Raw genomic sequence first — 25,657 nt, 5'->3', positions numbered from 1 at the left:
GGAGTACACTCGATCCACCTCTATCGATGAAAGGGATGTCATGAGTAGCAGAATCGAACGCGACAGTTTCGGCCCGATCGACGTACCCGCCGACCGGCTGTGGGGAGCGCAAACGCAGCGCTCGCTCGAGCACTTCCACATTTCCACGGAAAAGATGCCGCCCGAACTGATCGCCGCCCTGGCCACCGTCAAGCGCGCGGCCGCCCACGTCAACCTGGACCTGGGTCTATTGGATGGCAAGAAAGCCATCGCCATCACGCAGGCGGCCGACGAAGTGCTGGCCGGCAAGCACGACGCGGAATTCCCGCTGGCCGTCTGGCAGACGGGCTCTGGCACGCAAAGCAATATGAACATGAACGAAGTGCTGGCCAACCGCGGTTCCGAGCTGATCGGCGGCTTGCGGGGCGCCGAGCGCCTGCTGCACCCGAACGACGACGTCAACCTGGGCCAGTCCTCGAACGATATCTTTCCGACCGCCATCCACGTGGCCGCCGCCCTGGCCGTTGCCAACACGGTCTTGCCGCCGCTGCGCCAGCTGCGCGCCACCCTGGATGCGAAAGCCACGGAATTTGCCGACATCGTCAAGATCGGCCGCACCCATTTGCAGGATGCGACGCCGCTGACCCTGGGCCAGGAATTTTCCGGCTACGTGGCGCAACTGGACTTTGCCGAGCACATCATCACGGCAGCGTTGCCGCCGCTGCTGCAACTGGCCGCCGGCGGCACGGCCGTGGGCACGGGCTTGAATGCCCACGTGGAATTTGCCGGCCGCATCGCGGCCGAGCTGGCGCGCCTGACGGGCCAGCCGTTCGAGACGGCCAGCAACAAGTTCGCCGCCCTGGCCGCCCACGACGCCCTCGTCGCCGCCCATGGCGCGCTGAAAACCCTGGCCACGGCCCTGATGAAAATCGCCAACGACGTGCGCTGGATGGCCTCCGGTCCCCGTTCCGGCCTGGGCGAAATCACCATCCCCGAAAATGAGCCGGGCAGCTCCATCATGCCGGGCAAGGTCAATCCTACCCAGTGCGAAGCGCTGACCATGCTGTGCTGCCAGGTCTTCGGCAACGACGTCGCCATCACGGTGGGCGGCGCCTCGGGCAATTTCGAGCTGAATGTCTTCAAACCCTTGATTGCGCACAACTTTCTGCAAAGCGCGCGCCTGCTGGGCGACGGCATGCGCAGCTTCGACGAGCATTGCGCCCACGGCATCGCGCCGAACCGCGAACGCATCGCCGAACTGATGGAGCGTTCCTTGATGCTGGTCACGGCGCTGGCGCCGCACATCGGCTACGACAAGGCGGCGCAAATCGCCAAGCAGGCCCAGCATGAAGGCACGACCCTGAAGGAAGCGGCGCTGGCCCTGGGCTTTGTGACGGAAGAACAATTCAGTGCCTGGATCGTGCCCCTGGAGATGACGCGTCCCAACAAAAGCTGAGGCTGCACCCTGCATTGCTGGCGGCTTCAGGTAAACTAGGGATTAGTTGAGGTCGTCATCAAGTGTTTAAAACACATCATTGCAATAAGGGATACAATGCAAAAAGTAAGCTTTGATTTAACATCCGAGTTCGTCGAGCTGAACCAGCTGTTGAAGCTGGTAGGCCTGTGCGACAGCGGTGGCGCAGGCAAGGTCATGGTCGATAGCGGCGTGGTGAAGGTCGATGGCAAGAAGGAATTGCGCAAGACCGCCAAGATCCGCGCCGGCCAGGTCGTCAGCGTGGGCGATATCCGTATCACGGTCGTCGGCCCCGCTTGATGCCGGCATGGGGCGCGAAAGCAGCCCCATGCGTTCAGCCCTCACCGCTGCCAGCCGGTTGCCTGGATCAAGCTGCAACATGTCGTTATTGTCAGATAAATATCGATTGCAGAAGGGAAGCGCCATGGACCATCCCGAACAAGGTACGCGCAGCCAGGAACGCCTGATCGGCGACTTGCGCCAGGTAATAGAAAACGCGGAAGAATTGCTGCGTAACACAGACAAATACACCAGCAGCCTGTACCAGGGGGCGCGCGCCAGGCTGGAACTGGCCCTCGTCGCGGCCACAGCCGAGCTGGCCCGCTTTGAAGAAGAGCAAGTGACGCGCATGATGGACGCCACCCTGGCCGCGAATACCCTGTACCGCGATCAGACAGGCGAAGCGCGCGTGCTGCGGGCCTTCGAATAAGCCGTCACGCCGTCAATACCGCATGCGCCAGCCACTGGCGCAAGTATGCGGCCAGGTCAAATGCCGGATCCAGCTCGAACGCCGCATCGAGCGCGGCGCCAAAGGCCTGTCCCTGCTGCAAAGCCAGCAATGCCGCATGCGCGGCCGCATCCAGTACCAGCACTTGCGCCTTCCAGCGCGTCCGGCATACCAGCGCGTAGCTGGCCACCTGCATCTCTTGCGGAAACATCCCCTGCCCTTCACCATCCTGATGCGCCTGCCATAGGGCCGCCACCTGCCAGCCGGACGCCAGCAAAACGCAAGCGGGATGCAAGGTAAAACAGTGTGCTTCCAGTTGATCGGGATGCAGGGCGGCCAGCGCCTCTGGCGCCAGGCCCTGCGCATCGGCTGCGTAATGTGCCAGGTGCAAGGCCCATTCCAGGCGCGCCATGTCCGGCAGATAGGGCAACTCCGCCACGGGCGGGAACACAGCGAGAAAATCGGCGAAACGGGCGCCAAACTGATTCAAATCAGCGCTATCGGATGGCATCTTCCGGCCATACGCGTGCGCCAGGCCGCCAAAGAACTCCTCCCCCACCAGCGCCAGCACGACGGGGTAGACCTGGCTCAGCGTGCGGCGCCAGTTGGCGCCCAGGCTGCCGCGGTACAGTGAAAAACGCTGCGGCACCGCGTCTCCCGCGAACGGCGGCAAGGCTGCCGCCGTATCCAGCAAGGCTGCGGCAAACGCTTGCTGGCCAGCCGCCAGCGCGTCGAGCGGCACTGGCGCTGGCGAGGACGGCAGCGCCGCTCCCTGCCATGGGATCTGCGGCACATGGCGCGCCAGCATGGCCTGCGCCTTGTCCGCCTCGCCCAGCAGGATATCCAGCGGCGGTAGATCCGTATCCCATTCGACCAGGGTGGGCACGGCGCCAAAGCGCAGCAAGGCGGCCGCATACAAGTCCCAGACGGGATCGGCCACGGCGGCGCCATGGTGATCGACCACGGCATGCGGCGTCAGCAGATGGCCGCCCAGGTGCAGCTCACCCACGCTACCCGGCGCAATGGACTGCATGGCCGTCAAGGCGTCTTCGCCGTGGTTGCACTGGTTCACATACAAGTTATTGATATCGAGCAGCAGCCCGCAGCCGCTGCGGCGCGCCAGTTCCGCCAGGAATTGCGCCTCGCTCATGGCATCGTCGGCAAAACGCAGGTAAGTGGAGACATTCTCCAGCAAGATCGGCCTTTTCAGCACATCCTGCACCCGCCCCACTCTGGCGCACAGCAAATCGAGGGCGGCGCCATTCAAGGCCAGCGGCAACAGATCGTTGAGTTGCCGCTGCGCCACGGCGCCCCAGCACAGGTGTTCCGACACGAGGGCGGGCTCGATGCGCTCGGCCACGGCGCGCACGCGCTGCAGGTGCGCCTCGGAAAAACCGCGCGCGGAACCCAGGCCCAGGCCCACGCCATGCAGGCTGATCGGGTAATCCTGGCGCAGAGTCTGCAGCACATGATGATCCCAGCCCGATGGCTGCAGATAATTTTCAGTGTGTACTTCCAGCCAGCCCACCTTGGGCCGGCGCGCCAGGAAGTCGCGGTAGTGCACGGCGCGCAGGCCGACGCCGGCAAGCGCCTGGATGGTCGGCGGCATGAGCAGGCGGCGGACGCTTACGGTTGCGTGGCCGGCTTGACAGCCTTGCCGGCCTTGATGGGCTTGACGGAACCGCCCGCCTGTTCGCACGTGCCCTTGGCAACATACGTCCATTCCGTGGGCAGGTTGTCCGCTTCCGCCTGGCCGGCGCAGGAATGCGCGCCATCGGACGAGGCGCAATCGTTCTGCCCCGCCTTGGCCACGCCATAGCATTTTTCCTTGTCGCCAGGGGCGGGGCCATCGTGTGCGGCCGCGTTGATGGTGGTGCCGGCGCAGATGCCCGCGAGGGCGGCAGCGATGAGAGCTTGACGTTTGTTCATGGTGATTCCTCTTGCATGGGTCAAAGTGATGGCGCGTCCCGGGCTGCGCCATGGGCAACGCGAGGTGGTGGACATCATTTTACTGAATCGGCCGCGCCATGGCGAACCATGGTCAATTAGTCAATTTTACAGGAAGGAAGGGAAGGCAGGAAGACAGACAAAAACGCCCACTCGCCACCGTCGATGACGGTGGTGTGGGCATAGCGATGGCGAGCGCCAGACCGGCGCCGCGGGACTGCGCTCAGGCTGTCGTGTTGATGCGGTTACCGAGGTGGGCCGGCAGGCTCGGCGCCGACTGTACCGGTGGCAGCGCTGCCAGCAAGGCCGTGGCGGTCGAGCTTTGGATATCCTGGGCTTTTTTGAGGACAGTCAAGCCGACGGCTTGCCGCGTGCCTGTCTCCGCCATCGTGGTTGACAGTTGAGCAATGCTTCCGACGTCCATACGTTTCTCCAATGAGGTTCTACCCTTGTTAACGGATGCCGCCGGCAAACCTTTAGCTTATTTTTCCAATCTGTGCAGCAGCCAGGCCAATACGTGCTCGCGCGCATTCAAGTCCAGCCATGCTACGCCCTCGCGCAAATCGGCCGGCGCCGGGCTGTCGGACGCGACGGCGACCACATGCGGGTCGTGCGGATACAGGGGCGCTTGCCCCACTTCCGGGCGGAACACTTCCAGCTTGGGGATGGGGTCCGTCTTGAAACCTTCGACCAGGGTCAGGTCTGCCGGCCCCATGCGGGACAATTGCTGCGCCAGGCTCGGTTCCGGCGCGCCGCGCAGCTCATGCACGATGGCAAAGCGGTACGGCGACGCCACCAGCACTTCCGCGGCACCGGCCAGGCGCAGGCGGGCGCTGTCCTTTTGCGGCGGCTCCAGCGCCAGATCATGGTGGCTGTGCTTGACCAGGTTGACGCGCAAGCCGCGCGCCGCCAGTTCCTTCACCACAAATTCCAGCAAGGTCGTCTTGCCGCTACCGGAACGGCCGATCACACCAAGTACCGGGTGTGCGGGCATCGCATCGTGCATGGTCACTCCTTGATTGAGAAGGAATGATTATACGCAGCCCCACGGGCGCCACCGCCTGGCAGAGGCGCCGTGCATTGCCCACCTTATCGCCCAGGTCAAGCGCCTGTGGATTTTCCGCCATTCCCGGCGCCGGCGGACGCCGGCTTGCCGCCCTGCCGCCGGCGCCTGTCCGCCGTCCTGCCCGCCGTTTTATTCGCCGTTTGATTTTTCACCGCCTGCGCATTCCTGGCCATGCGCGCCAATTGCCGGTGGGCGGCGATCGCGCCCGCCTCGGCATCGGATTGAGACGGGGCAGCGGCAGCGGCGGCCACCTCGCCATCAGACGGGCAGGCGGGCGCCAGCGGCATGAAATCCTGCGCCCGCACATCCGCCTCCCATGCGGCGCGCTGCGCCAGCACGACGGCGGGCACGGCAGGCGCCGTGCGCGGCTGCGCCAGGGTCAGCACGTTCCCCAGACCGCTGGCGGCCGCCACGCGCGCGCCCATCTGGGGCAAGGCGCCATCGGCGGCGCGGCAAAAGCGCTGCAGGATGGTCTTGATGATCGACGTGTGGTCGACCACTTCGTGGCTGACGCTGCCCGGCGCGATCAGCGGCGACACCAGCAGCATGGGCACGCGCACGCCGTAGCGGCGAAACGCGGGGTCGTCGTCGATGGCGGGGCCAGGCGGCACATGGTCGAAAAAGCCGCCGTGTTCGTCATAGCTGAGGATCAGCAAGGTGCGCGTCCAGTCGGGACCGCGCGACAGGGCCTGGTAGACCTGCGCCACCAGCGCCTGGCCGGCGCGGATATCGGCTGGCGGATGGTCGTCATTCTCAAAGAAATGCGGATCGATCCAGCTGACCGAAGGCAAGGCACCCGCCAGGGCATCGCCGATGAAGCCATAGCGGCGCGCGCTGGAGCCGAACGGTTCGTACCATTCGGACGAGCGGTAATGGTCGTCCGTCAGCGCCAGGCTCCAAGGCTTCCAGGCGGAATAAAATTTCCAGCTGACCTGGGCACGCTCGAGGTGGCGCACGAAGGACTTGTTCGCATACAGGGGCACGCGCTTGCTGTCGTGGCTGCCGGCCGCCTTGCCGCTGAGCGCATACAGGCGGTTGGGCCAGGTAGCCCCCGGCACGGAACTGTAGCAGCGGTCGCAGACGCAGAACTGCTGCGCCAGGAAATCGTACATGGGCAAGTCGGCGCCATTGTAATAACCCATGACCAGGTCGATGTCGGGGTCGCCCGGATGCGTTTGCGCATAGTCGTCGACAAAGCCGCCGTTATTGTTTTGCAATTGCTGCGCCACCGACATGCCCGTATGCGACGGGTCTTGCTGCGGGCCAAAGGCCGTGCGCCGCAAATGGTGCACGGGGTAGGTCACGCCCGCATGCACGTTGGCATGGCTGGCCTGCAAGCCGTCGATGTCGGCGCGCCCGCCTTCCAGGCTCAGGTAGCCGAGCATGTGGTCAAACGAGCGGTTTTCCATCATCAGCACGACAATATGGTCGATGTGCGCCAGGTTTCCAGGCACACCCACATCAAGGACACCCTCACCAGCGGCGGCAGCAATCATCGGAACTCCCCCGGCCGCGCACACGGTCGCAGCGACCCTGGTTCGACCAGGCCTGACCAGTATGGTTCAGCGTTGGCGGTCCGGTCTTGATGCGCAACAGCTCAATACGGCACGCGGTAGCGGTAACCCTTGAAACTGAAGATGGCTGCCTTCGGCTGCAACTTTTCCAGCACCAGGCCGGGCGCCAGCTCCTCGCCTTCGTGGCGCAGTACCTTGTCGATCAACAACAGGCGGTCGGCCGGATTCTTCGAGTAGATATAGCCGCCGATAGCGACCGGGGGGATTTGCCGCTGTATCGGCTCGGGCAAGTCGCGCATGCCGGGCACGGTCTCTTCGGCTGACGGCGCGGGCGCGGGCATGGCCGGCGCCGCAGCGGGAGCGGGGACAGGCGGAGCCGCCTGCCCTGGCGACTCTTGTTTCGGCTCCGGCACCGGTCTGGCATGGTGCACGGGAGCGGCGGTGACCACCGCCGGCACGGGGGGGACTTGTGCGACGGGAACTGGCGCAGGCGCGGGAGCCGCTGGTGGCGGCGCTGCCGGCATCGGCGCGGGCACGGCCTGGGCCAGCACGGCTGGAACGACAGGAATCGCCGCAGGCGCGTTGGCCACTGCCTGCCAAGGCAGCCACAGCAGCAGCGCGGCAGCCACGGCCACCGTCACGCCACCCAGCGCCAGCCAGACGGGCGCACGCCGCGCCACGCCGGACGCGGCGGTGTCGTGCAGCTGCACCTGCGGTGCGTGGATCGACGGCAACTCGCCCAGCTGGCGCTCGGCTTGCGATTTTTTCAGTGCTTCAAGTATGTAGGACATCTTATTTCCCCGCCACCAGCGCCGTCGCAGCGGGCGCCGCCACGGCAGGAGCTGCGCTGCTCAGGCGCGGCTCCGAATTGTCACCCAGCTGCATCAGGCGTATGAATGTTTTCGGGCCTGCCAGGCCATCGGCCCGCAGGTTCTGGCGCTGCTGGAAGGCACGCAACAGGCCTTGCATCTCGGCATCAAGCGGCAGATTGGCCGCCGGCGCCGGCAAGCCCTGCTGTTGCGCCAGGCGCTGCGCCAGCCAGTCCACGTCGGCGCCGCGGGCACCCAGCGGCACTTCGTCACGCCAGTTGCGCGGGGCGCGCCAGAAGGTCGTGAAACTGCCATCGCTGCGCTGCGCCAACTGGGCCAGCGGCAGGCTTTGCTGTTTTCCATCGAGCATCAGTGTGGCGGTCTCGTCCTGCAAGCGCGTCAGCAGGGCCAGCTGTTCCACACCCTCCGCACCACGTAAGGCCAGCATGGCGGGACGGTCCAGCACGCGCAGCTCGGCGATGCCGCCCCGGCTGTGCAGGCAGCGCAGGCCGGCGCGGGCGCCCGCCTGGCAAGCGTCGCCGGCCGGCAACTGCTCGCCCCACAGGCTGGCCAGCTGGCGCAGTACGGCATTGCGGTCCGGCACGCTGACGGGCGCGGGCGCGGATGCGGCGGCAACCACCACGCTGGATGCGGCCGGCACAGAGGCTGCCACGGCAGGTACAGCGGGCACAACGGACGGGCGCGGCATGAAATGCCAGGCCAGCGCGGCCGTGACCACGGCGCCGGCCAGCACGCCGCCCGTCACGTGGACCCAGCGCAGGCCCCGTCCGGCAGCCGGCTTGCCCTCTTCCGCAAACACTTCCTCGGCGGCACGGCGCAGGATCTGGCGCGTCACCTGCGGCTGGTTTTCCACGTAGGCGCCCAGCAACGCGCGGTCGCACAGCAGGTTGATGCGGCGCGGCACGCCGTGGCTCATGGCATGGATGGGCGCCATCAGGCGCGGCGCGAACGGCGTCTGCGCCGTGCTGCCCGCCACGGCCAGGCGGTGGCGGATATAACTGGCCGTTTCGTCCGCCGTCAGCGACCCCAGGTGATAGCGGGCGATCACGCGCTGCGCCAGCTGCTCCAGTTCCGGCCGGGCCAGCATGGCGCGCAATTCCGGCTGGCCGATGAGGATGATCTGCAGCAGCTTGCGCTCGCTCGTCTCCAGATTGGTCAGCAAACGCAACTGCTCCAGCACGGCGGCGGACAGGTTTTGCGCTTCGTCGATGATCAGCACATTGTTCTTGCCCTGCGCATGGCTGGCCAGCAGGTGCGCATTGATGGCGTCGACATAGCCTTTCACGCTGGCCACGCCGGGCGCCACGGCGATGCGGAATTCCTCGCAGATCGACAGCAGCAATTCCTCGACGGACAGTTTCGGATTGAAGATATACGCGAGCTGGCAGTTTTCCGGAATCTGCTCCATGAAGCAACGGCACACGGTGGTCTTGCCGGCGCCGATTTCTCCCGTCAGCAGCACGAAGCCGCCGCCGCTGCCCACGCCATACAGCAGGTGCGCCAGCGCTTCGCGGTGGCGTTCGCTCATGAACAGGTAGCGCGGATCGGGGGCGATCGAGAACGGCGATTGCTTGAGCTGGAAATAATGCGTGTACATGGAGACCCTGCGGATGAAACGATCAAAATGCGCGGCGCCAGGCCGAATCCCTCATCGGGTGCGGGCGGGCGGCAACGGCTTGTATTTGGCGCAATACACTTTCGCCTTGCTACGGAAGTAGACGATTTTACTGCCAGGCACGGAACCACGGACAGGAAAGGCGGAATTGTCGAGTTTATTGAAACGCAGGCCCGAGGCGCTGCGGATGGCGGGTTCCAGCTTTTCCGGCGTCGAGTCCGCCACCACGCCCATGAAGACGAGGGGGCTGGTGTCGTCGCTAACGATCACGTCGGTAATCGGCGCGCCCCACAAAGTGGCGTCCGTGCGGAACCAGTAGGCGCCCCCTTCATGCTTGTAGGCCGGGCCGAAGGCCGTCAGCAAATAGGCATAGAAGGCCTTGTTGTCGATCTGGTCGATGCACAGCACGGCATTGCCCACCACTTGCCCGAACGTGGACGGCGGCGGCTTTTGCTGCGCCAGCACGCCGGACACGGGCACGCCAATGGCCAGCAAGGCGAACGCCGCCAGCAGGGCCGGCGCACGCCACGGGCGCATCAATGCACGGCGCACGCGCATGATCAGTGCTTGCGCTCTTCTTTCTTGACCTTCTTGGCTTCCTTCTTTTCCTTCATGGTCTTGGCCGGTTCCTTCTTGGCTTCCTTCTTGCTGTCCTGTGCCTTGCTCATCATCTACTCCATGCCTGGGCGGAAATGCCTGGGCCATTATGACACTCCCCCATGAAAATGCCACGTCATTTCCCCCATGCAATGAATCCCGCCCAACAAGCACAGGCAGCGCATGCACTTATTTGCAAAAAGACGTTTGCATTTTGATTTTATTATGTTTTAATACACGAAATTTATAAATAGATATCATTTCGGTGCGGCATGAGCAGCGCCGGAAAGCATACCAACTGGGGACAGGACATGGGCCGGCATACGGCGGGACCATGTGTCATCGACTTACAGCCCTCGGCGGAAACAAACAATATGATGAGAAAGATGATCTTGCTGGGCGCGGCCCTGTCGTTCTGGGCCGCTGGCAACATGCATGCGGCAGACACGCCGCCGATTCAAGTGGCCGCCTACCAGGCGGCGCCCGCCACCCTGGCCATGCAACTGGCCAGCTTCCAGTCACCGAACGCCAGCCGGCACGCCTCCGGCCCGCATGAACCGGGCACCCATTCGCTGTTGCTGGTCGCCATCTTGCTGCTCAGCCTGCGCATGCGCGCGCGCCCCAGCAGCGAAAAATTCAGTACCTGACGTGAAAACGGCCGCGCAAGGCGGCCGTTCCATTCACACGTCAGCGCACTATCAGTGCAGGCACAGGCGGCGGCGCGTCTTTTCGATCAGCGCCGCATCGTAGGGATACAGGTTCTCGATAAAGAACAATTCCGTTTCCGCCTCGTCTTCCAGGCACATTTCGATCATGACCGGGCCATCGCTTTCGCGGCCCAGGAAATCCTTCGGCCAGCGGTTCTTGCGGTGCGTGCGCATCATTTCCATGCCCAGCGCGGCCAGCGGCGCCGACACGCCGGCGGCCAGCGCCTCTTGCTGCCAGTCGTCCCAGTACTCGCTCTTTGCTGCCTTGTCGTTCATCATGCTCTTCCAACTCAGGTGTAAAAGGCGGACTTTACTCTTCATGGCGCCCCTTGCCAAGCAATACTGCAGCGCGCGGCACAGACCAGTCTGAAAAAATTGGCATTAAACAAGGCCAATTTCAATACCATTCACGACCCACAAAAACTCCTTTATTAACAAACACTTGCAATCACGCCCTCGGGCATGGCGCGCTATCGCGCAACGCATTTGTTAATACCACTTAAATACCTGTTGACAAGCCATCTGGGCGACAATATAGTGCCTTCAGCTTTTTCGCCGCCCGACAAATAAAAGAACCGAGACAGGCGCATTCAACCAAACGCGGGACTGCACAACATGATCGAATACATAATCGGCGTCGACGGCGGGGGCAGCGGAACCCGCGTACGCCTGGCGCGCCTCGACGGCCAGGAACTGGCGCAGGGACAAAGCGGCCCTTCCGGCCTGGGACTGGGCATCGAACGGGCCTGGACATCCGTGGCGCATGCCGTCACCCTGGCCTTCCGCGCCGCCGGCCTGGAACAGCCGCCGCTGCAGCGCATGGCCATCGGCCTGGGCCTGGCCGGCGTGCACAACAAGCAGTGGGCCGCCAGCTTCGTCGAACACAATCCCGGCTATGCCTTTGTGGCACTCGAATCCGATGCACTGACCACCCTGCTGGGCGCGCACGCGGGCCAGCCGGGCGCCATCGTTGCCATCGGCACGGGCAGCGTGGGCGAAGTGCTGCACGCGGACGGCAGCCGCCATGAAGTGGGCGGCTGGGGCTTCCCCTCGGGCGACGAGGCGGGCGGCGCCTGGATCGGTATGCGCGCCATCAACCACGCGCAGCAGGTGGTCGACGGGCGCGTGCCCGGCAGCGCCTTCGCCACGGCCATCATCGATGCCTGCGGCGGCCAGCGCGACGCCATGCAGGTGTGGCTGGCCGCCGCCAGCCAGACCAATTTCGCGCAACTGGCGCGGCTGGTGCTCGAACACGCGGCCAGCAATGCGGTGGCGCGCACCATCCTGACGGATGCGGGGCAGCAGATCGCCCTCATCGCCAGGGCGCTCGATCCGGCTGGCACCTTGCCCGTGGCCCTGTGCGGCGGCCTGGCGGCGCCCTTGTCGAGCTACCTGCCGGCGGACTTATTGCAACTGGTCGTGCCGGCACAGGGCGACTCGGCCGCAGGCGGCCTGCGCCTGATACGCAAGCACTTGCAGGAGCAATGACCATGCTGGCCAAACTGTCCGCCTTCAAACCCAATCCGGCCAGCGACACGCCGCTCTACATGCAACTGGCGAACATGCTGTCGGACGGCATCGCCAGCGGCGACTGGCGCGCCAACCAGGCCTTGCCTTCCGAGCGCGTACTGTCGGACATCCTGGAAATTTCGCGCGTCACGGCGCGCAAGGCCATCGACATGCTGTGCGACCGGGGCATGCTGACGCGCAAGCGCGGCTCGGGCACCTACATCACGCCCAAGCTGGAACAGCCGCTGTCGCGCCTGACGAGCTTTTCGGAAGAGTTGCGCCAACGGGGATTTACCGCCGGCTCGCGCTGGCTGCAGCGCGATATCGGCGCGGCCGCGCCGCTGGAGCTGCTGTCGCTGGGATTGTCGCCGCACATGCCGGTGGCGCGCTTGCGCCGCCTGCGCACGGCCGACGAAGTGGTGATGGCGATCGAAACGACCACCATCCCCGCGCTCTACATGCCGGACCCGCAGCAGGTGACCGATTCGCTGTACGGCTACCTGGAGTCGCGCGGCACCATCCCGATGCGCGCGCTGCAGCATATCCGCGCCGTCAACGCCACGGCGGAACAGGCCAAGCTGGCCAATATCAAGACGGGTGAAGCCATGCTGCACATCACCCGTGTCAGTTATCTCGACAACGGCGCAGCGGTGGAACTGACCCACTCGTATTGCCGCAGTGATTATTATGAATTCGTAGCGGAGTCGCGCAGATGAGCAGCACTATCAAAGGCAATATCCTTACCCCCGGCGGCTGGATCCACGGCGCCATCGCCTTCGGCGAGCGCGTTGACAGCATCACAGGCGAATCCATTCACCCGTCGGGCAACAGCGACGACTATATTTTGCCGGGCTTTATCGACCTGCACGTGCACGGCGGCGCCGGCAAGGACATCATGGAAGGCGGCGAAGCCGTCTACACCATCGCGGCCATCCACGCGCGCCATGGCACCACCAGCCTGCTGGCCACCACCATGACGGCGCCGCCGGAAGATATCGACATGGCCCTGACGGCCATCGGCATCGCCGCCAACCACCGCCGCCCGAACACGGCGCGCGTGCTGGGCGCCCACCTGGAAGGCCCGTACATCAATTCCGGCAAGCTGGGGGCGCAGCCGAACTATGCGCGCGCCGCCAACCTGGCCGAAATCGAACGCCTGCAAACCCTGGCCAAGCTGCGCGTCATCACCGTCGCGCCGGAAATCGCCGGCCACCTGGACCTGGTGCGCGCCCTGGCCGATGCCGGCGTGCGCGTGCAGATCGGCCACACGCTCGGTTCCTATGAAGACGGCGTGGCCGCGCTGGAACACGGCGCCATGGGTTTCACGCATCTGTTCAACGCCATGAGCGGCCTGCACCACCGCGAGCCTGGCATGGTCGGCGCCGCCCTGGCGCACGCCGAATACGCCGAACTGATCCCCGACCTGCTGCATGTGCATCCGGGCGCCATCAAGGTGGCCCTGCGCGCCATCCCGCGCCTGTACTGCGTCACCGATTCGACCGCCGCCACCGGCATGCCGGACGGCGAATACATGCTGGGCCGCCACGCCGTGCAGAAATGCATGGGCGGCGTGCGTCTGCCCGACGGCACGCTGGCGGGCAGCACCCTGACCCTGGACCAGGCGCTGCGCAACCTGGTGGGACTGGGACTGGACCTGGCCGACGCGTCCAAGCGCGTGTCGACCAATGCCGCCGATTACCTGGGCCTGGAAGAACGCGGCCGGCTGGCCCCCGGTACTTACGCCGATCTGGTGGTACTCGATCGCGATCTCAAACTCAAAGCTGTGTATATAGAAGGAGAAATCTGTGACCTCAATGATGCTTAAAGAAGCCATTTCCGCCGCCGAATGCGTCGCCCTGCAACTGGCCAGCGACACGGAACGCTACGCGGAACTGGGCCGCAAATTGAGGAGCACCTCGTTCTCGACCGCGCTGACCATCGCGCGCGGCAGCTCGGACCACGCCTGCAACTACGTCGCCTACCTGATCATGGCGCGCCTGGGCCGTGTCGTCGCGTCCCTGCCGATGTCGCTGGTGACCCTGAACAAGTCGCCGCTGGTGACGCGCGACACGCTGGCCATCTCGATTTCGCAATCGGGCCAGAGCCCTGACGTGGTCGAGCCGATCCGCTACTTCCGCGACGGCGGCGCCACCACCGTGGCCCTGGTCAACGATATCGAGTCGCCGCTGGCGCATGCCGCCGAATGGGCCATGCCCCTGCGCGCCGGCAAGGAACAAAGCGTCGCCGCGACGAAGAGCTTCATCACCAGCCTGGTCGCCGGCGCGCGTATGGTGGCCCAGTGGCAGAACGACCCTGAGCTGCAGGCGGGCCTGGAAGCGCTGCCTGAAGCGCTGCTCGAAGCGACCCGCGTCGACTGGTCGCCCGCCATCGACGTGCTGGCTCCGGCCCGCAACATCATGGTCGTGGGACGCGGCATCAGCTTCCCCGTGGCGCTGGAAGCGGCGCTGAAATTCAAGGAAACCTCGGCCCTGCAGGCGGAAGCCTTCAGCGGCGCCGAAATCAAGCACGGCCCGATGGCCCTGATCGAAGACGGTTACCCGCTGCTGATTTTCGCCACGCGCGGCCCGACGCAAGCCGGCCTGCTGCAGCTGGCAACGGAGATGCGCGGCCGTGGCGCCAAGGTCTTGCTGGCGGCGCCAAGCGATGTGGCCGAGCGCGACCTGACCCTGCCCGTGGCGGCCACGCCGGACCTCGACCCGATCGTCGCCATCCAGTCCTTCTACGTGATGGCGGCGAAACTGTCGGCCGCGCGCGGCATGGACCCGGATGCGCCGCGTCACCTGAGCAAGGTCACGAAAACCAATTAAGCAGTACCCGGCAACCCGCCCCCGGCACGGGGCGGGGCTGCCGGCAGAAGCACCCGAATATAAGCGACGGCAAGGGCATGTACCCGCGCCGCGGACTCATGGACATTGGAGCGCCACACTCCAGGATAAAAATGACGATTAAGAGACTGTTGGCGGTTGTTGCCTGCGCGGGCCTGCTCGCGCCGCAGGCATGGGCTGCCGAGAAAATCGAATTCTGGACCTTCAGCATGAAGCCCAAGTTCACGCCGTATTTCAATGCGGTGGTGGCGCGCTATGAGGCGCAGAATCCCGACGTCAAGATCGAATGGATCGACTTCCCGTGGGACGTCATCCAGACCAAGCTGGTCACGCGCATCGTGGCCGGCACGCCGCCCGCGCTGGTCAGCCTGAACGTACCCTGGGCCGACGAATTTGCGCGCGACGGCTTGCTCACGCCCGTCGATGGCCTGATCAAGGAAGCGCGCGCCAGCTACATTCCCAGCGCCCTGGACGACTTGCGCTTCAAAGGCCGCACCTACGGCTTCCCCATGTACAGCAATGTCGCGGTGATCGCCTTCAATACCGCCATTTTCAAGCAGGCGGGACTCACGCGCGGCCCCGCCAGCCTCGATGAACAACTGGCGTACGCGCGGCAGATCGCGCAACGCACGGGCAAGGCCGGCATCGCGCCCGCCCTGTCGAAGATCGATGGCCTGTTCATGCAGCAGGGCCTGGCCGTCATCACCGGCAACCGCGCCGTCTTCAATTCGCCGCAGCACGTGGCGCTGGTGCAGAAACTGGCCGACACCTATAAAGTGGGCGGCCTGCTGAAGGAAAGCCTGTTCGCCGAAGACAATTTCCCCGCCGTGATCGACGCCTACAAGGGCGGCCGCCTGGGCATGCTGCTGGCGCCGCCCACGGCCATGCAGCGCATCCGCGGCGATGCGAAAGACATCTACGCCATCACCGACGTGGCGCCCGCGCCGCTGGGCCCGACCGGCATCGCCGACGGCGGCTGGCTGGTGCACTTCGCCATTCCGAAAGGCGTGCCGGCGCGCCAGCTGCCATCGGTCGGCAAGTTCGCGCGCTTCCTGACGAACGACGAGAACCAGCTGGCCTTCGCCAAGCAGGCCAGCGTCTTCCCCACCACGGTGAAAGCGGCGGCCGACCCGTTCTTCCTCGCCACGCCGCAGAACGCGGGTGCGGCCGAAAAAGCGGTGGCCGCCGGCGCCCTGTCGATGGGCCACTCGCGCACCCTGTACGTGGCCGGCATCGACGACTACGACGAGTTGCGCCGCTCGCTGGTGAAAGCCGTCGAGGCGGGCGTGACGGGCAAGCAGGATGTGAAGCTGGCGCTGGACCAGGCCGTCGCCATCTGGAACCGCAAGCTGGCCACCCTGCCGCGCCACTGAGGACGCCATGAAACTTACCCACCGCCATACCGTGCAAGCCTGGCTTTTCCTCACCCCCGCCCTGCTGCTGCTGGCCGCCTTTTCCTTCTGGCCCGTCGGCTACGGTTCCGTGCTGGCCTTCACCGATTACAGCCTGATACGCGAGACGCGCTTCGTCGGCCTCGATAACTTCCGCTACATCTTCAACAACGAGATGTTCGTCTCGGGCCTGAAAAACTCGCTGATGTTTTTGCTGATGGTGCCCTTCGTGCAGGTGGGCGCCATCGTGCTGGCCGTGCTGGTGAACAACCGCCTGCCCGGCATCCGCCTGTTCCGCGCCGCCTTCTACGTGCCCGTGGTGACCACCGTTTCCGTGGTCGGCATCATGTGGGGCTTCATGTTCCACGAACAGGGCGCGCTGAACTACGTGATGATGACCTTGAAGCTGGTGAACGCGCCCGTGGGCTGGCTGTCGAACGACAGCCTGGCCCTGTTTGCCGTGATGTTCGTCACCCTGTGGCGCGGCCTGGGCTGGTACATGGTGATGTACCTGGCGGCCCTGCAATCGATCCCGTCGGACATGCAGGAAGCGGCCATGCTCGATGGCGCCAACCGCTGGCAGCGCTTCTGGAAGATCACCGTGCCGATGCTGCGCCCCACCATCATGCTGTGCTCCATCCTGTCCGTGCTGGCGGCCCTGAAGGCTTACCAGGAAGTCGATGTGCTGACCCAGGGCGGCCCGATGAATTCCACCTTCACGGCGCTGTACTACGCGTATGACCAGGGCCTCAAGCACTTGAAACTGCCGCGCGCGCTGGCGGCCAGCTTCGTCGTCTCGCTGTTCTGCATCGGCATCGCCCTGCTGTGTCTGCGCTACCTCAAACCGAAGCACCGCTGACAGGGGAATGACCTTGACAACCCGTTCCCGCTCCCTGAAAACGCGCCTGCACATACTGGGCCACTATGCCGTGCTGTGCGCGATCGCCGTCGTCTGCGTCTTCCCCTTCTGGTGGACCCTGGTGACGGCCATTTCCACGGAAGGCAATATCTTCGCCTTCCCGCCCACCTTCTGGCCGAAGGCGCCGTCCTTCGACAACTTCATCGAAGTGTTCAATGCGATCCCGATCTGGTCGTTCTTCAAGAACTCCGTGCTGATCGCCGTGTTCACCGTGTTCTGGAAACTGCTGCTGTGTTCACTGGCCGCGTATCCGCTGGCGCGCCTGAAATTCCGTGGCCGCAAGCTCGTGTTCGGCCTGATCCTCGCCACCCTGGTGCTGCCATCGGAAGTGAACTTCCTCGTCAACTTCATCACCATCACGCAAATGAGCCTGGTCGACACCTACACGGGCGTGATCCTGCCCAACGTGGTGACGGCCGTGGCCATCTTGCTGCTCAAGCAGGCGTTCGAGGAAGTGCCGCAAGACCTGATCGACGCGGCGCGTGTCGATGGCGCTACCGAGTGGGTCATCTTCAGCCGCATCATGCTGCCACTGATTACGCCATGGCTGGCCACCGTCGGCATCCTGACGGCCGTCGAATCGTGGAATGAATACATCTGGCCCTCCATCGTCATGAGCAAGCCCGATGAATTTCCCCTGTCGGTGGGCGTGCTGTACTTGCGCGGCACCTTCGGCAGCAGCACGCGCGTGATCGCCGCCGGCACCCTGATCACCATCGTGCCGACCCTGCTCGCCTTCCTGTTTACCCAACGCTTCTTCATGCGCGGCATGGACGGCGCAGTCAAATGAAAACGTCTCTCGATAAGGAAGCCCCCATGCACGACCAGCGCATCAGCATCAGCAAAAAAGTCCGCAGCCCGATTTCCTGGGTGCCCACCTTGTACTTCGCCCAGGGCTTGCCGTTCTACGCCGTGGCCCTGGTGGCCGGCCTGATGTTCAAGAGCATGGGCGTGCCGAACGACCAGATCGCCCGCTGGACGGGCCTGATCGGCTTTGCCTGGGTCTTCAAGTCGCTGTGGAGCCCCTTCCTGGAACTGGCGTCGAGCAAGAAGACCATGGTGGTGCTGTTCCAGTTCGCCGGTGGCCTGAGCCTGGGCCTGATCGCGCTGGCCCTGCAAACGCCGCTGTGGTTCGCCGCCTGCATCGCCGTGCTGTTCGTCGCCGCGCTGGCCTCGTCCACGCACGACATCGTCTGCGACGGCCTGTATATCGCCAGCCTGTCGGACAAGCAGCAGGCGGCCTACGCGGGCTGGCAAGGCGCCTTTTTCAATGCGGGCAAGTTCATCTCGCTGGGCGGCCTGGTGATCCTGGCCGGCTACCTGGAGAAAAAAATCGGCATCAAGCCCGCCTGGTCGGTGATCTTCCTGATCATCGGCGCCATGATGCTGTCGCTGGCCGCGTACCACCTGTGGGCGCTGCCGCAGGTGCGCAATGCGGCCGTGGCCGACAAGAGCGTGGCCGGCATCAGCCGCACCCTGTGGGACGTGCTGGTGGACTTCCTGAAAAAGCCCGGCATCTGGGGCATGATCGCCTTCATCATCCTGTTCCGCGCCGGCGAGGCGCAAGTGCAGACCATCGGCCCGCTGTTCCTGCGCGAAGCGCGCGAACTGGGCGGCCTGGGCCTGTCGACGACGGAAGTGGGCGCCGTGTACGGCACGGCCGGCACCGTGGCATTCCTGCTGGGCAGCATCGGCGGCGGCTACTTCACTTCGTGGCTGGGCCTGAAGCGCGCCATGTTCTTCCTGATCCTGGCCATGAACTTGCCGAATCTGGTGTTCTATTACCTGAGCCACAGCATGCCGACCGACCTGACCCTGATCACGGCCGCGCTCAGCGTGGAGATGTTCGGCTATGGCTTCGGCTTCGTCGGCCTGATCCTGTTCATGATGCAGGTGGTCTCCGTCGGCAAGTACCAGACGGCCCACTATGCGTTCGCCACCGGCGTGATGCAGCTGGGCTTCGTGCTGTTCAAGATGATCAGCGGCGACATCCAGACGGCGCTCGGATACAAGACGTTTTTCCTGTGGGTGCTGGTGTCGGCCGTGCCCGTATTGATCCTGTCGCGCTTCATGCGCATCGGCCCGAAGGATACCTCCGACCAGTCTGACGCCGGCGCCACGTCCGCGCCGGCCAGCGCAAGCTAGGAATCGCACAGTCCATGGCACACATCGCATTAAAGAATATCGTCAAGCTGTATGACGACAAGCACCCGGTCATCCACGGCATCGACCTCGATATCCGCGACGGCGAATTCGTCGTCTTCGTGGGACCGTCCGGCTGCGGCAAATCGACCCTGCTGCGCATGATCGCCGGGCTGGAAGACATCACCGACGGCGAGCTGCATATCGGCGGCAAGCTGGCCAACGATATCGCGCCGGCCGAGCGGGGCCTGGCCATGGTCTTCCAGAGCTACGCCCTGTATCCGCACATGACGGTGTACGAAAACATGGCCTTCGCCCTCTCCCTGGCGGGACACAAGAAGGCCGAGGTGCGCGCCGCCGTCGAGCGCGCGGCCGACATCCTGCAGATCACGCCTCTGTTGAAACGCAAGCCGAAGGACCTGTCGGGCGGCCAGCGCCAGCGCGTGGCCATCGGCCGCGCCATCGTGCGCAAGCCACAGGTTTTCCTGTTCGACGAACCGCTGTCGAACCTCGATGCCTCGCTGCGCGTGCAGATGCGCGTGGAAATCTCGCGCCTGCACCAGGAACTGAAAACCACCATGATCTACGTCACGCACGACCAGGTCGAGGCGATGACCCTGGGCGAGCGCATCGTCGTCTTCAATGGCGGGCGCATCGAGCAGGTAGGCAGTCCGCACGCGCTGTATAACAATCCCGGCAACCTGTTCGTGGCCGGCTTCCTCGGCGCGCCGAAGATGAACTTCATCGCTTGCACGGCCGTTGCCAGCGGCCCCGGCTCGGTGGCCGTGCGCCTGCCCGGCGGCGCCGTCATCGACGTCGAAGCGCAGGGCGGGAACGTGACGCCGGGCGACGGGCTGACCCTGGGCGTGCGCGCCGAGCATGTCAGCCTGCAGCACGGGGACAATGCGGACGGCAACGTGATCGACGCGGCCGTCAGCCATGTCGAATACCTGGGCGACGTGGCCATCGTCTACGCCAGCATGCCGGGCGTGGCAGAGATGCTGGCCGTCAAGCTGCCGGCCGAGGAAGGCTTGCGCCAGGCAGGCGACGCCATGCGCCTGCACCTGCCAGCGCAGCGCTGCCTGCTGTTCGATGCCGCAGGGCAAGCCCTGGCACGCACGTTTGCCGCACCCGCTCAGCCGTTTATGTGACAATAGCCGTTTTGTATCATGCCGCTTCTGTTTGACTTACGCAGACAGAACGGCAGAAATGTGTTTTTCGAGCTTCCTTGCCCCTCTGGCAATGCCACTGCACGATGTTGCGGTTGCCAGTGCCGGTGCGTATTTTTGTTATTGATTGAAGGATTGACCATGTCCCAATTCCGTCTTGCCCGTCTTAGCCTGCTCCTGGCCGCCATCGGCCTGAATGTCCTGCCATCCCTGTCGCACGCGCAGGATGCCAAGCCAGCCGCCGCCGCGGCTGCAGCTCCGGCCGAATCGGTGCGCCCTGAAGTGTTCAAGCTGCTCGATCCGACCGCCGTGAAGGCATCGATGGATGCCAAGAACTACGCCGACGTGCAAAGCCGCATCGACCAGGCTGCCGCCATTCCGGCCCTGACGCCATATGAAACGTTCGTGCTGAACCGCCTGCGCGTGGCATTGGCATCGGCCACCAACAATGCGCCCATGGCCATGACGGCACTGGAAGCGGTGATCGAATCGGGCAAGCTGGAAAAGAACGTCAAGGGCGATTTCATCCAGGCGCTGGCCAACTACCACTACAACGCCAAGGATTACCCGAACGCCATCAAATGGTTCACCCGCTACCAGACGGAAACGGGCGATGTCGCCAGCGTACGCAAGTACATCGTGCGCGCCTATTACCTGGGCAATGACTTTGCGCGCGCAAAACAGGAATTGTTGGCCGATATCACGGCACAACAGCAAGCGGGCAAGACACCTAGCCTGGAAGAATTGCAATTGCTGGCCAACACGGGCTCGAAAAGCAAGGATCCGGCCACCTACCTGATCGCCATGGAAAACCTGGTGCGCTACTACCCGTCGGACGACTACTGGACCGACCTGCTGGGCCGTTTGCAGGGCAAGGCCGGCTATTCCGACCGCTTCGCGCTGGACGTGCTGCGCCTGCAATTCCAGGCCGTCGGCACCATGTCGCCGCAAGATTACAGCGACATGGCTGAAATCGCCTTGCAAAACGCCTTCCCGACGGAAGCGAAAAAAGTCCTCGACGCCGGCTTTGCCAAAGGCGTGCTGGGCACGGGCGCGAATGCCGCCAAGCACAAGAAACTGCGCGACCAGGCCAACAAGGCTGCCGCCGACGATGCAAAAAGTATCGCCAGCGGCGAAGCGTCGGCCATGAAGAGCAAGGATGGCACGGGCTTGATCAACCTGGGCTACGCCTTCGTGACGATGGACCAGTTCGACAAAGGTATCGACCTGATCCAGAAAGGCATCGCCAAGGGCGGCCTGAAACGTGCTGAAGACGCCAAGCTGCGCCTCGGTTACTCCTACGCCATGGCTGGCAAGAAAGATGACGCCATCAAGGTCCTGGAAACGGTCAAGGGCGGCGACGGCGTGGGCGACCTGGCCCGCTACTGGATCCTGTGGCTGAACCGCCCTGCCACGGCAGCGGCGGCACCGGCAGCAGCGGCACAGTAATTCCCGCTCCGTCCAGCATGCGCAAGGCAGTTCCCGGCTCAGGCCGGGGCTGCTTTTTTTTCGACCTTTTTTCATCCTCCCATGCCGCCAGCCACTGTCGCCACCGCCGCCGCCGCCGAACGATTGACCAGCCTGGACGCCTTTCGCGGCTTCGTGATCGTCACCATGATCTGGGTCAACTACCTGGCCGGCATGCCCGGCATTGCCTGGTGGCTCGAACATGCGGGGCCGCGCGCCGACGGCATCACCGTGCCGGACCTGGTCTTTCCCGGCTTTCTGTTCATGGTCGGCATGGCCATTCCGCTGGCCTTGCAGCGCCATTGCGGCCACGTCACGCCAGCCCTGCTGGGACGCCTGCTGTGGCGCTCCGCCAGCCTGATGCTGGCCGGCGTGGTGCTGGCGAACGCCTACCGCTACGATGCGCAGGCGGCGCTGCTGCCGCACGCCGTGTATTTCCTGCTGTTTTACGTGGCCATGATCCTGCTGTGGCGCCAGGGTGCGGGCAAGCTTGAGCTGGCCGCGGGCGGCGCCCTGATGCTGTTCCTGCTGGCGACGTTCCGCGGTGAATTGAATGCGGAATTTTCCAGCACCTGGCTGCAACCGTCCTGGTGGGGCATCCTCGGCATGATCGGCTGGTCTTACCTGCTGTGCAGCCTGCTGTACCTGGCATGCCAGGGCAGCGGCACGGCGCTGATGGGCGTGCTTTCCCTGCTGATCGCGCTGTACATGGGCGGCACGGCGGGCAGCCTGGATTTCCTGCCGGCGGGTATCAACGGGTTTGTCAACGTGCCGCAAGTGCTCGGTTCGACGGCGGCCAATGTGCTGGCCGGTACCCTGGTGGGCCGGCTGTTCCTGCGTGGCGCGGCATTGAACCATGCCCAGAGGATACGTTTCATGGCGTGGTTCGCGCTGGGCCTGCTGGTGGCCGGCCTGCTGCTGCGGCCGTATCACCACATCAACAAGATCGCGGCAACGGAATCCTACACGCTCGTGTGCAGCGCCATCATCCTGGCCCTGTTCCTCGTGTTTTATGTCGTCATCGACGTGTGGCGCTGGCGCGCCTGGGCGATGGTGCTATTGCCCGCCGGCACCAATGCCCTGTTCGCCTACATCGTGCCCGATCTGTGGCAGCAACTGGCAACCGTGCTGCACCTGCCGCGCTTCTGGTGGCCGTATCTTGAAACGGGCGGCGCGGCCGGCCTGTGGAATGCCGCCGCCGTCACCACCCTGATGCTGCTCTTCACGGCCCTGGCCACACGCTATGGCCTGAAGCTGAAGTTCTAGCGCTAGACCTTGATATAGATCTTGCGCTTGTCCATGCCGTAGGCGATCAGCCAGCACAGCAGCATGAAGCTGACGGCAAACAGCAAGGAGCCCACGCGCGCCGGCGCCCAGCCCGTAAACCACTGCTGGTACAGCCACTGGTACAGGTTGCCGCCACCGATGCGCACGGTAAACGCGATGATCACCAGCACTTCCGACACCAGGTAGATGAACAGGGTGTTCTTGCCGAAGACTTCAAAAAAATACGTCCAGCCCGTGATCTTGCGCACGTCGATGATGAACATCAGCAGCGCCAGCAGCAGCAAGTCCAGCCCGATGCCGAGCATCACGTAAGAGCTGGTCCACAGCTTCTTGTTGATCGGAAACACTTCATTCCAGCACAGGGCCACCGCCACGCAAATGGCGCCGGCCACGGCCAGCTGATACAGGCTGGCGCGCAGCTGCGCCGGCGCCGCCTGGCGCAGGAAGCTGCCCGCCAGGTAGCCGGCAATCACATTGACGATAGCTGGCAAGGTGCCGAGGATGCCTTCCGGATCGAAGGCGATGCCTTCGCCGTGGTACAAATGGCTGTCGCCCAGCAGGATCAGATCCAGCTTGGCCGGCGCGTTGCCGTGCAAGCTGTAGTCGCCCCAGGTTGCCAGGATGGCCCAATAGCCAAGCAAGGCGCAGGCGCTGAAGACCAGCGCGCCCCGCGTCTTCCAGTAATGGAGGATCAGCGCGGCGGCCAGGTAGCACACGGCGATGCGCTGCAGCACGCCGGGGATGCGCGTGTGCGATAGGGGCGACCAGGCAAACTGGCCCGCATCGTCGAGCTTGAAGAAGGGAAACCAGTACAGCAGGAAGCCCAGTAAAAAGATCAGCGCGCTGCGCTTGCACAGCTTGGCCAGCACGGCGCCATGGCCCAGGTTTTCATACTTCCCCAGCGCAAAGGCCAGCGCATTGCCGACGACAAACAAAAAGCTGGGAAAGACCAGGTCTGTCACGGTAAAACCATGCCATTCGGCATGCAGGAACGGCGCATACACGCTGCCCCAGTCGCCCGGCGTATTGACGACGATCATCAGGGCGACGGTCAGGCCGCGCAGGACGTCGAGGGCGAGGTAACGCTGGTTCATGGCTGCGCCCCCTTCAGAATAGGCGCCAGGGCCGTGCCCAGCACCTGCTGCGCATCGCCGCTCAATTCCCAGAACATGCCACCGCGCAAGCCCTTGTCGCGGATATAGCGCACTTTACGGGCCACCGATTGCGCATCTTCATAGCTGATGAAAACGCCGCTGTCGCGGTTATACAGATACGGCACTTGCGATGCAGCATTCCAATGGCGCTGGAAACCGCGCGCGCCCTTGCCATCGACCAGATAGCCCTGCTCGAGCAGATGTCGGTACGTGAATGTCGGCGTACCGTCATTGCCGCTGGCCGCGCCCTGGCAAGGCTGGTACAGGCCGTCACTGCGGGGACCGGCGGCGCACTGCTTCCAGCCATAGCCATAGAAGGGCACGCCCAGCACCAGCTTGGCGGCAGGCACGCCGGCGCGCAGGAAGCGCGTCACGGTGGCGTCCGCGTGCAGCCCCTTGTCGCGCTGCGGGTCGGCGGGATCCGCATACAGGGGCGCCAGCTGGCCATTCTCGGCATCCCACACGCCACGGTAGTCATACGTCATCAGGTTGATCCAGTCCAGCTGCGCCGCCAGGCGGACGATCCAGCCAGGCGCGGCATCGCTGTCATCGGTCAGGCTGGCATGCGCGCCAGCGGCGATGGTGATCAGGTAATGGCGGCCGGCCGCCTGCTTGCCAGCCTGGTCGAAGGCGCTGCGCAATTCGGCAGCCAGGCGCACATAGTTTTCCTTGTCGTCGCCGCGATGGCAGACCTTGCCTTCGATGCAGGGAATCCCCCCCGTGGCCGGATGTTCCCAGTCGATATCGACGCCATCGAGGCCATGCCGGTGCACCAGCTCCAGCGCGGAGGCGATGAATGCCCGGCGCGCGGCAGGCGTGGCGGCCACGTCCGAAAAACGGTTCGACCAGATCCAGCCGCCCACCGACAGCAGGACGCGCAGCCGCGGATTGCTGTGCTTGAGCGCATTGAGTTTGCGCAGGTTGTCGGCATCGGCTTGCGGTGCCGGCAGCACGATGCTGCCATTGGCCGGTCGCGACGGCTTGCCGTCCGCATCCAGGCAGGCGCTCACGCCGCCGCCATCGGGCGCGGGATTGCCGTGTTCGCCATCCCAGCAGATGTCGGCGAACGCGTACTGGATCAGGCTGACATTGCCAGCGCGAATATTGTGCTCGTTAACGGGAAAATCGGCCGATTTCCAGCCGGGATAATAAGCCACCACTTCCGGCGCAAAGGCCGGAGCGGCAGGCGCGGCGGAGGCCGCCAGCGGCAGCGCGCAGGCGAAGCAAGCCAGCATTGCGTGTAATGTCATCGGATGTATCCCACCATGTAAAGAAAACCATCTTGCAATAAAAAAATGGCGGAGCCAGCTGCGCTCC

At 64.5% G+C, this 25,657-nt stretch carries 26 protein-coding genes; 15 read left to right on the top strand and 11 right to left on the bottom strand.

Going from position 1 to position 25,657, the window contains the following annotated elements:
• Positions 1-40 precede the first annotated feature (40 nt).
• The 3 genes from fumC (at position 41) to JAB1_RS26415 (ending at position 2,162) form a co-directional block, all read left to right on the top strand.
• Positions 41-1,435 (top strand): class II fumarate hydratase, encoded by a 1,395-nt coding sequence (gene fumC, locus JAB1_RS26425; protein ID WP_070282549.1) that lies wholly within the window; start codon positions 41-43, stop codon positions 1,433-1,435.
• Positions 1,436-1,531: 96 nt separating this feature from the next.
• The gene (locus JAB1_RS26420) at positions 1,532-1,753 is read left to right on the top strand and encodes an RNA-binding S4 domain-containing protein (protein WP_034781865.1); all 222 of its coding nucleotides are present in this window, start codon (positions 1,532-1,534) and stop codon (positions 1,751-1,753) included.
• A gap of 124 nt (positions 1,754-1,877) precedes the next feature.
• Positions 1,878-2,162 (top strand): hypothetical protein, encoded by a 285-nt coding sequence (locus tag JAB1_RS26415; RefSeq protein ID WP_034781863.1) that lies wholly within the window; start codon positions 1,878-1,880, stop codon positions 2,160-2,162.
• A gap of 4 nt (positions 2,163-2,166) precedes the next feature.
• Here the strand turns inward: JAB1_RS26415 and JAB1_RS26410 are convergent, their stop codons facing one another.
• From JAB1_RS26410 to JAB1_RS26375, 8 genes are all read right to left on the bottom strand, one after another.
• Entirely contained in the window at positions 2,167-3,789 is a 1,623-nt protein-coding gene (locus JAB1_RS26410; RefSeq protein ID WP_070282546.1) for a DUF692 family multinuclear iron-containing protein, read from the bottom strand.
• A 17-nt stretch (positions 3,790-3,806) separates the two neighbouring features.
• Positions 3,807-4,109, bottom strand: a complete 303-nt coding sequence (locus JAB1_RS26405; protein ID WP_070282544.1) for a DUF2282 domain-containing protein — start codon at positions 4,107-4,109, stop codon at positions 3,807-3,809.
• Positions 4,110-4,350: 241 nt separating this feature from the next.
• Positions 4,351-4,551: a YjfB family protein gene (locus tag JAB1_RS26400; RefSeq protein WP_034781856.1), complete on the bottom strand. Its 201-nt coding sequence runs from the start codon at positions 4,549-4,551 to the stop codon at positions 4,351-4,353.
• Positions 4,552-4,608: 57 nt separating this feature from the next.
• Complete coding sequence (gene mobB, locus JAB1_RS26395) at positions 4,609-5,133, bottom strand: molybdopterin-guanine dinucleotide biosynthesis protein B (protein ID WP_070282542.1); 525 nt, start codon at positions 5,131-5,133, stop codon at positions 4,609-4,611.
• A gap of 95 nt (positions 5,134-5,228) precedes the next feature.
• Positions 5,229-6,689, bottom strand: coding sequence for an alkaline phosphatase family protein (locus JAB1_RS26390; protein ID WP_083300015.1), 1,461 nt, complete (start codon positions 6,687-6,689; stop codon positions 5,229-5,231).
• A gap of 101 nt (positions 6,690-6,790) precedes the next feature.
• Entirely contained in the window at positions 6,791-7,498 is a 708-nt protein-coding gene (locus JAB1_RS30605; RefSeq protein ID WP_070282535.1) for a general secretion pathway protein GspB, read from the bottom strand.
• Position 7,499: 1 nt separating this feature from the next.
• Entirely contained in the window at positions 7,500-9,134 is a 1,635-nt protein-coding gene (locus JAB1_RS26380; RefSeq protein ID WP_070282534.1) for an ExeA family protein, read from the bottom strand.
• A gap of 51 nt (positions 9,135-9,185) precedes the next feature.
• Complete coding sequence (locus JAB1_RS26375) at positions 9,186-9,710, bottom strand: hypothetical protein (RefSeq protein ID WP_070282533.1); 525 nt, start codon at positions 9,708-9,710, stop codon at positions 9,186-9,188.
• A 413-nt stretch (positions 9,711-10,123) separates the two neighbouring features.
• Between JAB1_RS26375 and JAB1_RS26370 the strand changes: the two genes are divergently transcribed.
• Positions 10,124-10,396, top strand: coding sequence for a hypothetical protein (locus JAB1_RS26370; RefSeq protein ID WP_139144691.1), 273 nt, complete (start codon positions 10,124-10,126; stop codon positions 10,394-10,396).
• 51 nt (positions 10,397-10,447) lie between these two features.
• Here JAB1_RS26370 and JAB1_RS26365 read toward each other — a convergent pair whose 3' ends face one another.
• Positions 10,448-10,735 (bottom strand): hypothetical protein, encoded by a 288-nt coding sequence (locus JAB1_RS26365; protein WP_034759823.1) that lies wholly within the window; start codon positions 10,733-10,735, stop codon positions 10,448-10,450.
• A gap of 336 nt (positions 10,736-11,071) precedes the next feature.
• Between JAB1_RS26365 and JAB1_RS26360 the strand changes: the two genes are divergently transcribed.
• The 11 genes from JAB1_RS26360 to JAB1_RS26310 all read left to right on the top strand — a co-directional run bounded on the left by JAB1_RS26360 (position 11,072) and on the right by JAB1_RS26310 (position 23,165).
• A complete protein-coding gene (locus tag JAB1_RS26360; RefSeq protein ID WP_070282528.1) occupies positions 11,072-11,944 on the top strand; it encodes a BadF/BadG/BcrA/BcrD ATPase family protein in 873 nt (290 codons plus the stop codon).
• Between the two features lie 2 nt (positions 11,945-11,946).
• Positions 11,947-12,681 carry a GntR family transcriptional regulator gene (locus JAB1_RS26355; protein WP_070282815.1) on the top strand — a complete coding sequence of 245 codons (735 nt, stop codon included), beginning with the start codon at positions 11,947-11,949 and terminating at the stop codon, positions 12,679-12,681.
• Positions 12,678-13,790 carry an N-acetylglucosamine-6-phosphate deacetylase gene (gene nagA / locus JAB1_RS26350; RefSeq protein WP_070282526.1) on the top strand — a complete coding sequence of 371 codons (1,113 nt, stop codon included), beginning with the start codon at positions 12,678-12,680 and terminating at the stop codon, positions 13,788-13,790. The genes JAB1_RS26355 and nagA overlap by 4 nt, the downstream gene beginning before the upstream one ends.
• Positions 13,780-14,793: an SIS domain-containing protein gene (locus JAB1_RS26345; protein ID WP_034781837.1), complete on the top strand. Its 1,014-nt coding sequence runs from the start codon at positions 13,780-13,782 to the stop codon at positions 14,791-14,793. The genes nagA and JAB1_RS26345 overlap by 11 nt, the downstream gene beginning before the upstream one ends.
• Before the next feature lie 131 nt (positions 14,794-14,924).
• Positions 14,925-16,184, top strand: a complete 1,260-nt coding sequence (locus JAB1_RS26340) for an extracellular solute-binding protein (RefSeq protein ID WP_070282524.1) — start codon at positions 14,925-14,927, stop codon at positions 16,182-16,184.
• A 7-nt stretch (positions 16,185-16,191) separates the two neighbouring features.
• Positions 16,192-17,061 (top strand): sugar ABC transporter permease, encoded by an 870-nt coding sequence (locus tag JAB1_RS26335; protein WP_034781832.1) that lies wholly within the window; start codon positions 16,192-16,194, stop codon positions 17,059-17,061.
• Positions 17,062-17,074: 13 nt separating this feature from the next.
• Positions 17,075-17,911: a carbohydrate ABC transporter permease gene (locus tag JAB1_RS26330; protein WP_080753349.1), complete on the top strand. Its 837-nt coding sequence runs from the start codon at positions 17,075-17,077 to the stop codon at positions 17,909-17,911.
• Positions 17,912-17,937: 26 nt separating this feature from the next.
• Positions 17,938-19,266, top strand: coding sequence for an MFS transporter (locus JAB1_RS26325; RefSeq protein ID WP_052140085.1), 1,329 nt, complete (start codon positions 17,938-17,940; stop codon positions 19,264-19,266).
• A 14-nt stretch (positions 19,267-19,280) separates the two neighbouring features.
• Positions 19,281-20,414, top strand: coding sequence for a sn-glycerol-3-phosphate ABC transporter ATP-binding protein UgpC (ugpC, locus tag JAB1_RS26320; RefSeq protein WP_070282520.1), 1,134 nt, complete (start codon positions 19,281-19,283; stop codon positions 20,412-20,414).
• A gap of 159 nt (positions 20,415-20,573) precedes the next feature.
• On the top strand, positions 20,574-21,881 hold the full coding sequence (locus tag JAB1_RS26315; protein ID WP_070282518.1) for a hypothetical protein: 1,308 nt from the start codon (positions 20,574-20,576) through the stop codon (positions 21,879-21,881).
• A gap of 81 nt (positions 21,882-21,962) precedes the next feature.
• Positions 21,963-23,165, top strand: a complete 1,203-nt coding sequence (locus tag JAB1_RS26310; RefSeq protein ID WP_070282516.1) for a DUF5009 domain-containing protein — start codon at positions 21,963-21,965, stop codon at positions 23,163-23,165.
• Between the two features lie 2 nt (positions 23,166-23,167).
• On the opposite strand, the gene JAB1_RS26305 is transcribed toward JAB1_RS26310, so the two are convergent.
• Together JAB1_RS26305 and JAB1_RS26300 are read right to left on the bottom strand one after the other, a co-directional pair.
• Complete coding sequence (locus JAB1_RS26305) at positions 23,168-24,280, bottom strand: heparan-alpha-glucosaminide N-acetyltransferase domain-containing protein (protein ID WP_070282514.1); 1,113 nt, start codon at positions 24,278-24,280, stop codon at positions 23,168-23,170.
• The gene (locus JAB1_RS26300) at positions 24,277-25,590 is read right to left on the bottom strand and encodes a glycoside hydrolase family 18 protein (protein WP_139144690.1); all 1,314 of its coding nucleotides are present in this window, start codon (positions 25,588-25,590) and stop codon (positions 24,277-24,279) included. Before JAB1_RS26300 ends, JAB1_RS26305 begins: the two co-directional genes overlap by 4 nt.
• Between the last annotated feature and the right edge of the window lie 67 nt (positions 25,591-25,657).

This window comes from Janthinobacterium sp. MP5059B (assembly GCF_001758645.1).
GTDB lineage: Bacteria > Pseudomonadota > Gammaproteobacteria > Burkholderiales > Burkholderiaceae_D > Janthinobacterium > Janthinobacterium lividum.
The sequence above is the reverse complement of the archived record's forward strand: the minus strand, read 5'-3'. Positions and strand labels throughout refer to the sequence as shown.

Bases quoted from the DNA above. Each gene is read 5' to 3' on its own strand.
- fumC (WP_070282549.1), top strand. From the start codon at position 41: ATGAGTAGCAGAATCGAACGCGACAGTTTCGGCCCGATCGACGTACCC.
- JAB1_RS26420 (WP_034781865.1), top strand. From the start codon at position 1,532: ATGCAAAAAGTAAGCTTTGATTTAACATCCGAGTTCGTCGAGCTGAAC.
- JAB1_RS26415 (WP_034781863.1), top strand. From the start codon at position 1,878: ATGGACCATCCCGAACAAGGTACGCGCAGCCAGGAACGCCTGATCGGC.
- JAB1_RS26410 (WP_070282546.1), bottom strand. From the start codon at position 3,789: ATGCCGCCGACCATCCAGGCGCTTGCCGGCGTCGGCCTGCGCGCCGTG.
- JAB1_RS26405 (WP_070282544.1), bottom strand. From the start codon at position 4,109: ATGAACAAACGTCAAGCTCTCATCGCTGCCGCCCTCGCGGGCATCTGC.
- JAB1_RS26400 (WP_034781856.1), bottom strand. From the start codon at position 4,551: ATGGACGTCGGAAGCATTGCTCAACTGTCAACCACGATGGCGGAGACA.
- mobB (WP_070282542.1), bottom strand. From the start codon at position 5,133: ATGCACGATGCGATGCCCGCACACCCGGTACTTGGTGTGATCGGCCGT.
- JAB1_RS26390 (WP_083300015.1), bottom strand. From the start codon at position 6,689: ATGATTGCTGCCGCCGCTGGTGAGGGTGTCCTTGATGTGGGTGTGCCT.
- JAB1_RS30605 (WP_070282535.1), bottom strand. From the start codon at position 7,498: ATGTCCTACATACTTGAAGCACTGAAAAAATCGCAAGCCGAGCGCCAG.
- JAB1_RS26380 (WP_070282534.1), bottom strand. From the start codon at position 9,134: ATGTACACGCATTATTTCCAGCTCAAGCAATCGCCGTTCTCGATCGCC.
- JAB1_RS26375 (WP_070282533.1), bottom strand. From the start codon at position 9,710: ATGCGCGTGCGCCGTGCATTGATGCGCCCGTGGCGTGCGCCGGCCCTG.
- JAB1_RS26370 (WP_139144691.1), top strand. From the start codon at position 10,124: ATGATGAGAAAGATGATCTTGCTGGGCGCGGCCCTGTCGTTCTGGGCC.
- JAB1_RS26365 (WP_034759823.1), bottom strand. From the start codon at position 10,735: ATGATGAACGACAAGGCAGCAAAGAGCGAGTACTGGGACGACTGGCAG.
- JAB1_RS26360 (WP_070282528.1), top strand. From the start codon at position 11,072: ATGATCGAATACATAATCGGCGTCGACGGCGGGGGCAGCGGAACCCGC.
- JAB1_RS26355 (WP_070282815.1), top strand. From the start codon at position 11,947: ATGCTGGCCAAACTGTCCGCCTTCAAACCCAATCCGGCCAGCGACACG.
- nagA (WP_070282526.1), top strand. From the start codon at position 12,678: ATGAGCAGCACTATCAAAGGCAATATCCTTACCCCCGGCGGCTGGATC.
- JAB1_RS26345 (WP_034781837.1), top strand. From the start codon at position 13,780: ATGATGCTTAAAGAAGCCATTTCCGCCGCCGAATGCGTCGCCCTGCAA.
- JAB1_RS26340 (WP_070282524.1), top strand. From the start codon at position 14,925: ATGACGATTAAGAGACTGTTGGCGGTTGTTGCCTGCGCGGGCCTGCTC.
- JAB1_RS26335 (WP_034781832.1), top strand. From the start codon at position 16,192: ATGAAACTTACCCACCGCCATACCGTGCAAGCCTGGCTTTTCCTCACC.
- JAB1_RS26325 (WP_052140085.1), top strand. From the start codon at position 17,938: ATGCACGACCAGCGCATCAGCATCAGCAAAAAAGTCCGCAGCCCGATT.
- ugpC (WP_070282520.1), top strand. From the start codon at position 19,281: ATGGCACACATCGCATTAAAGAATATCGTCAAGCTGTATGACGACAAG.
- JAB1_RS26315 (WP_070282518.1), top strand. From the start codon at position 20,574: ATGTCCCAATTCCGTCTTGCCCGTCTTAGCCTGCTCCTGGCCGCCATC.
- JAB1_RS26310 (WP_070282516.1), top strand. From the start codon at position 21,963: ATGCCGCCAGCCACTGTCGCCACCGCCGCCGCCGCCGAACGATTGACC.
- JAB1_RS26305 (WP_070282514.1), bottom strand. From the start codon at position 24,280: ATGAACCAGCGTTACCTCGCCCTCGACGTCCTGCGCGGCCTGACCGTC.
- JAB1_RS26300 (WP_139144690.1), bottom strand. From the start codon at position 25,590: ATGACATTACACGCAATGCTGGCTTGCTTCGCCTGCGCGCTGCCGCTG.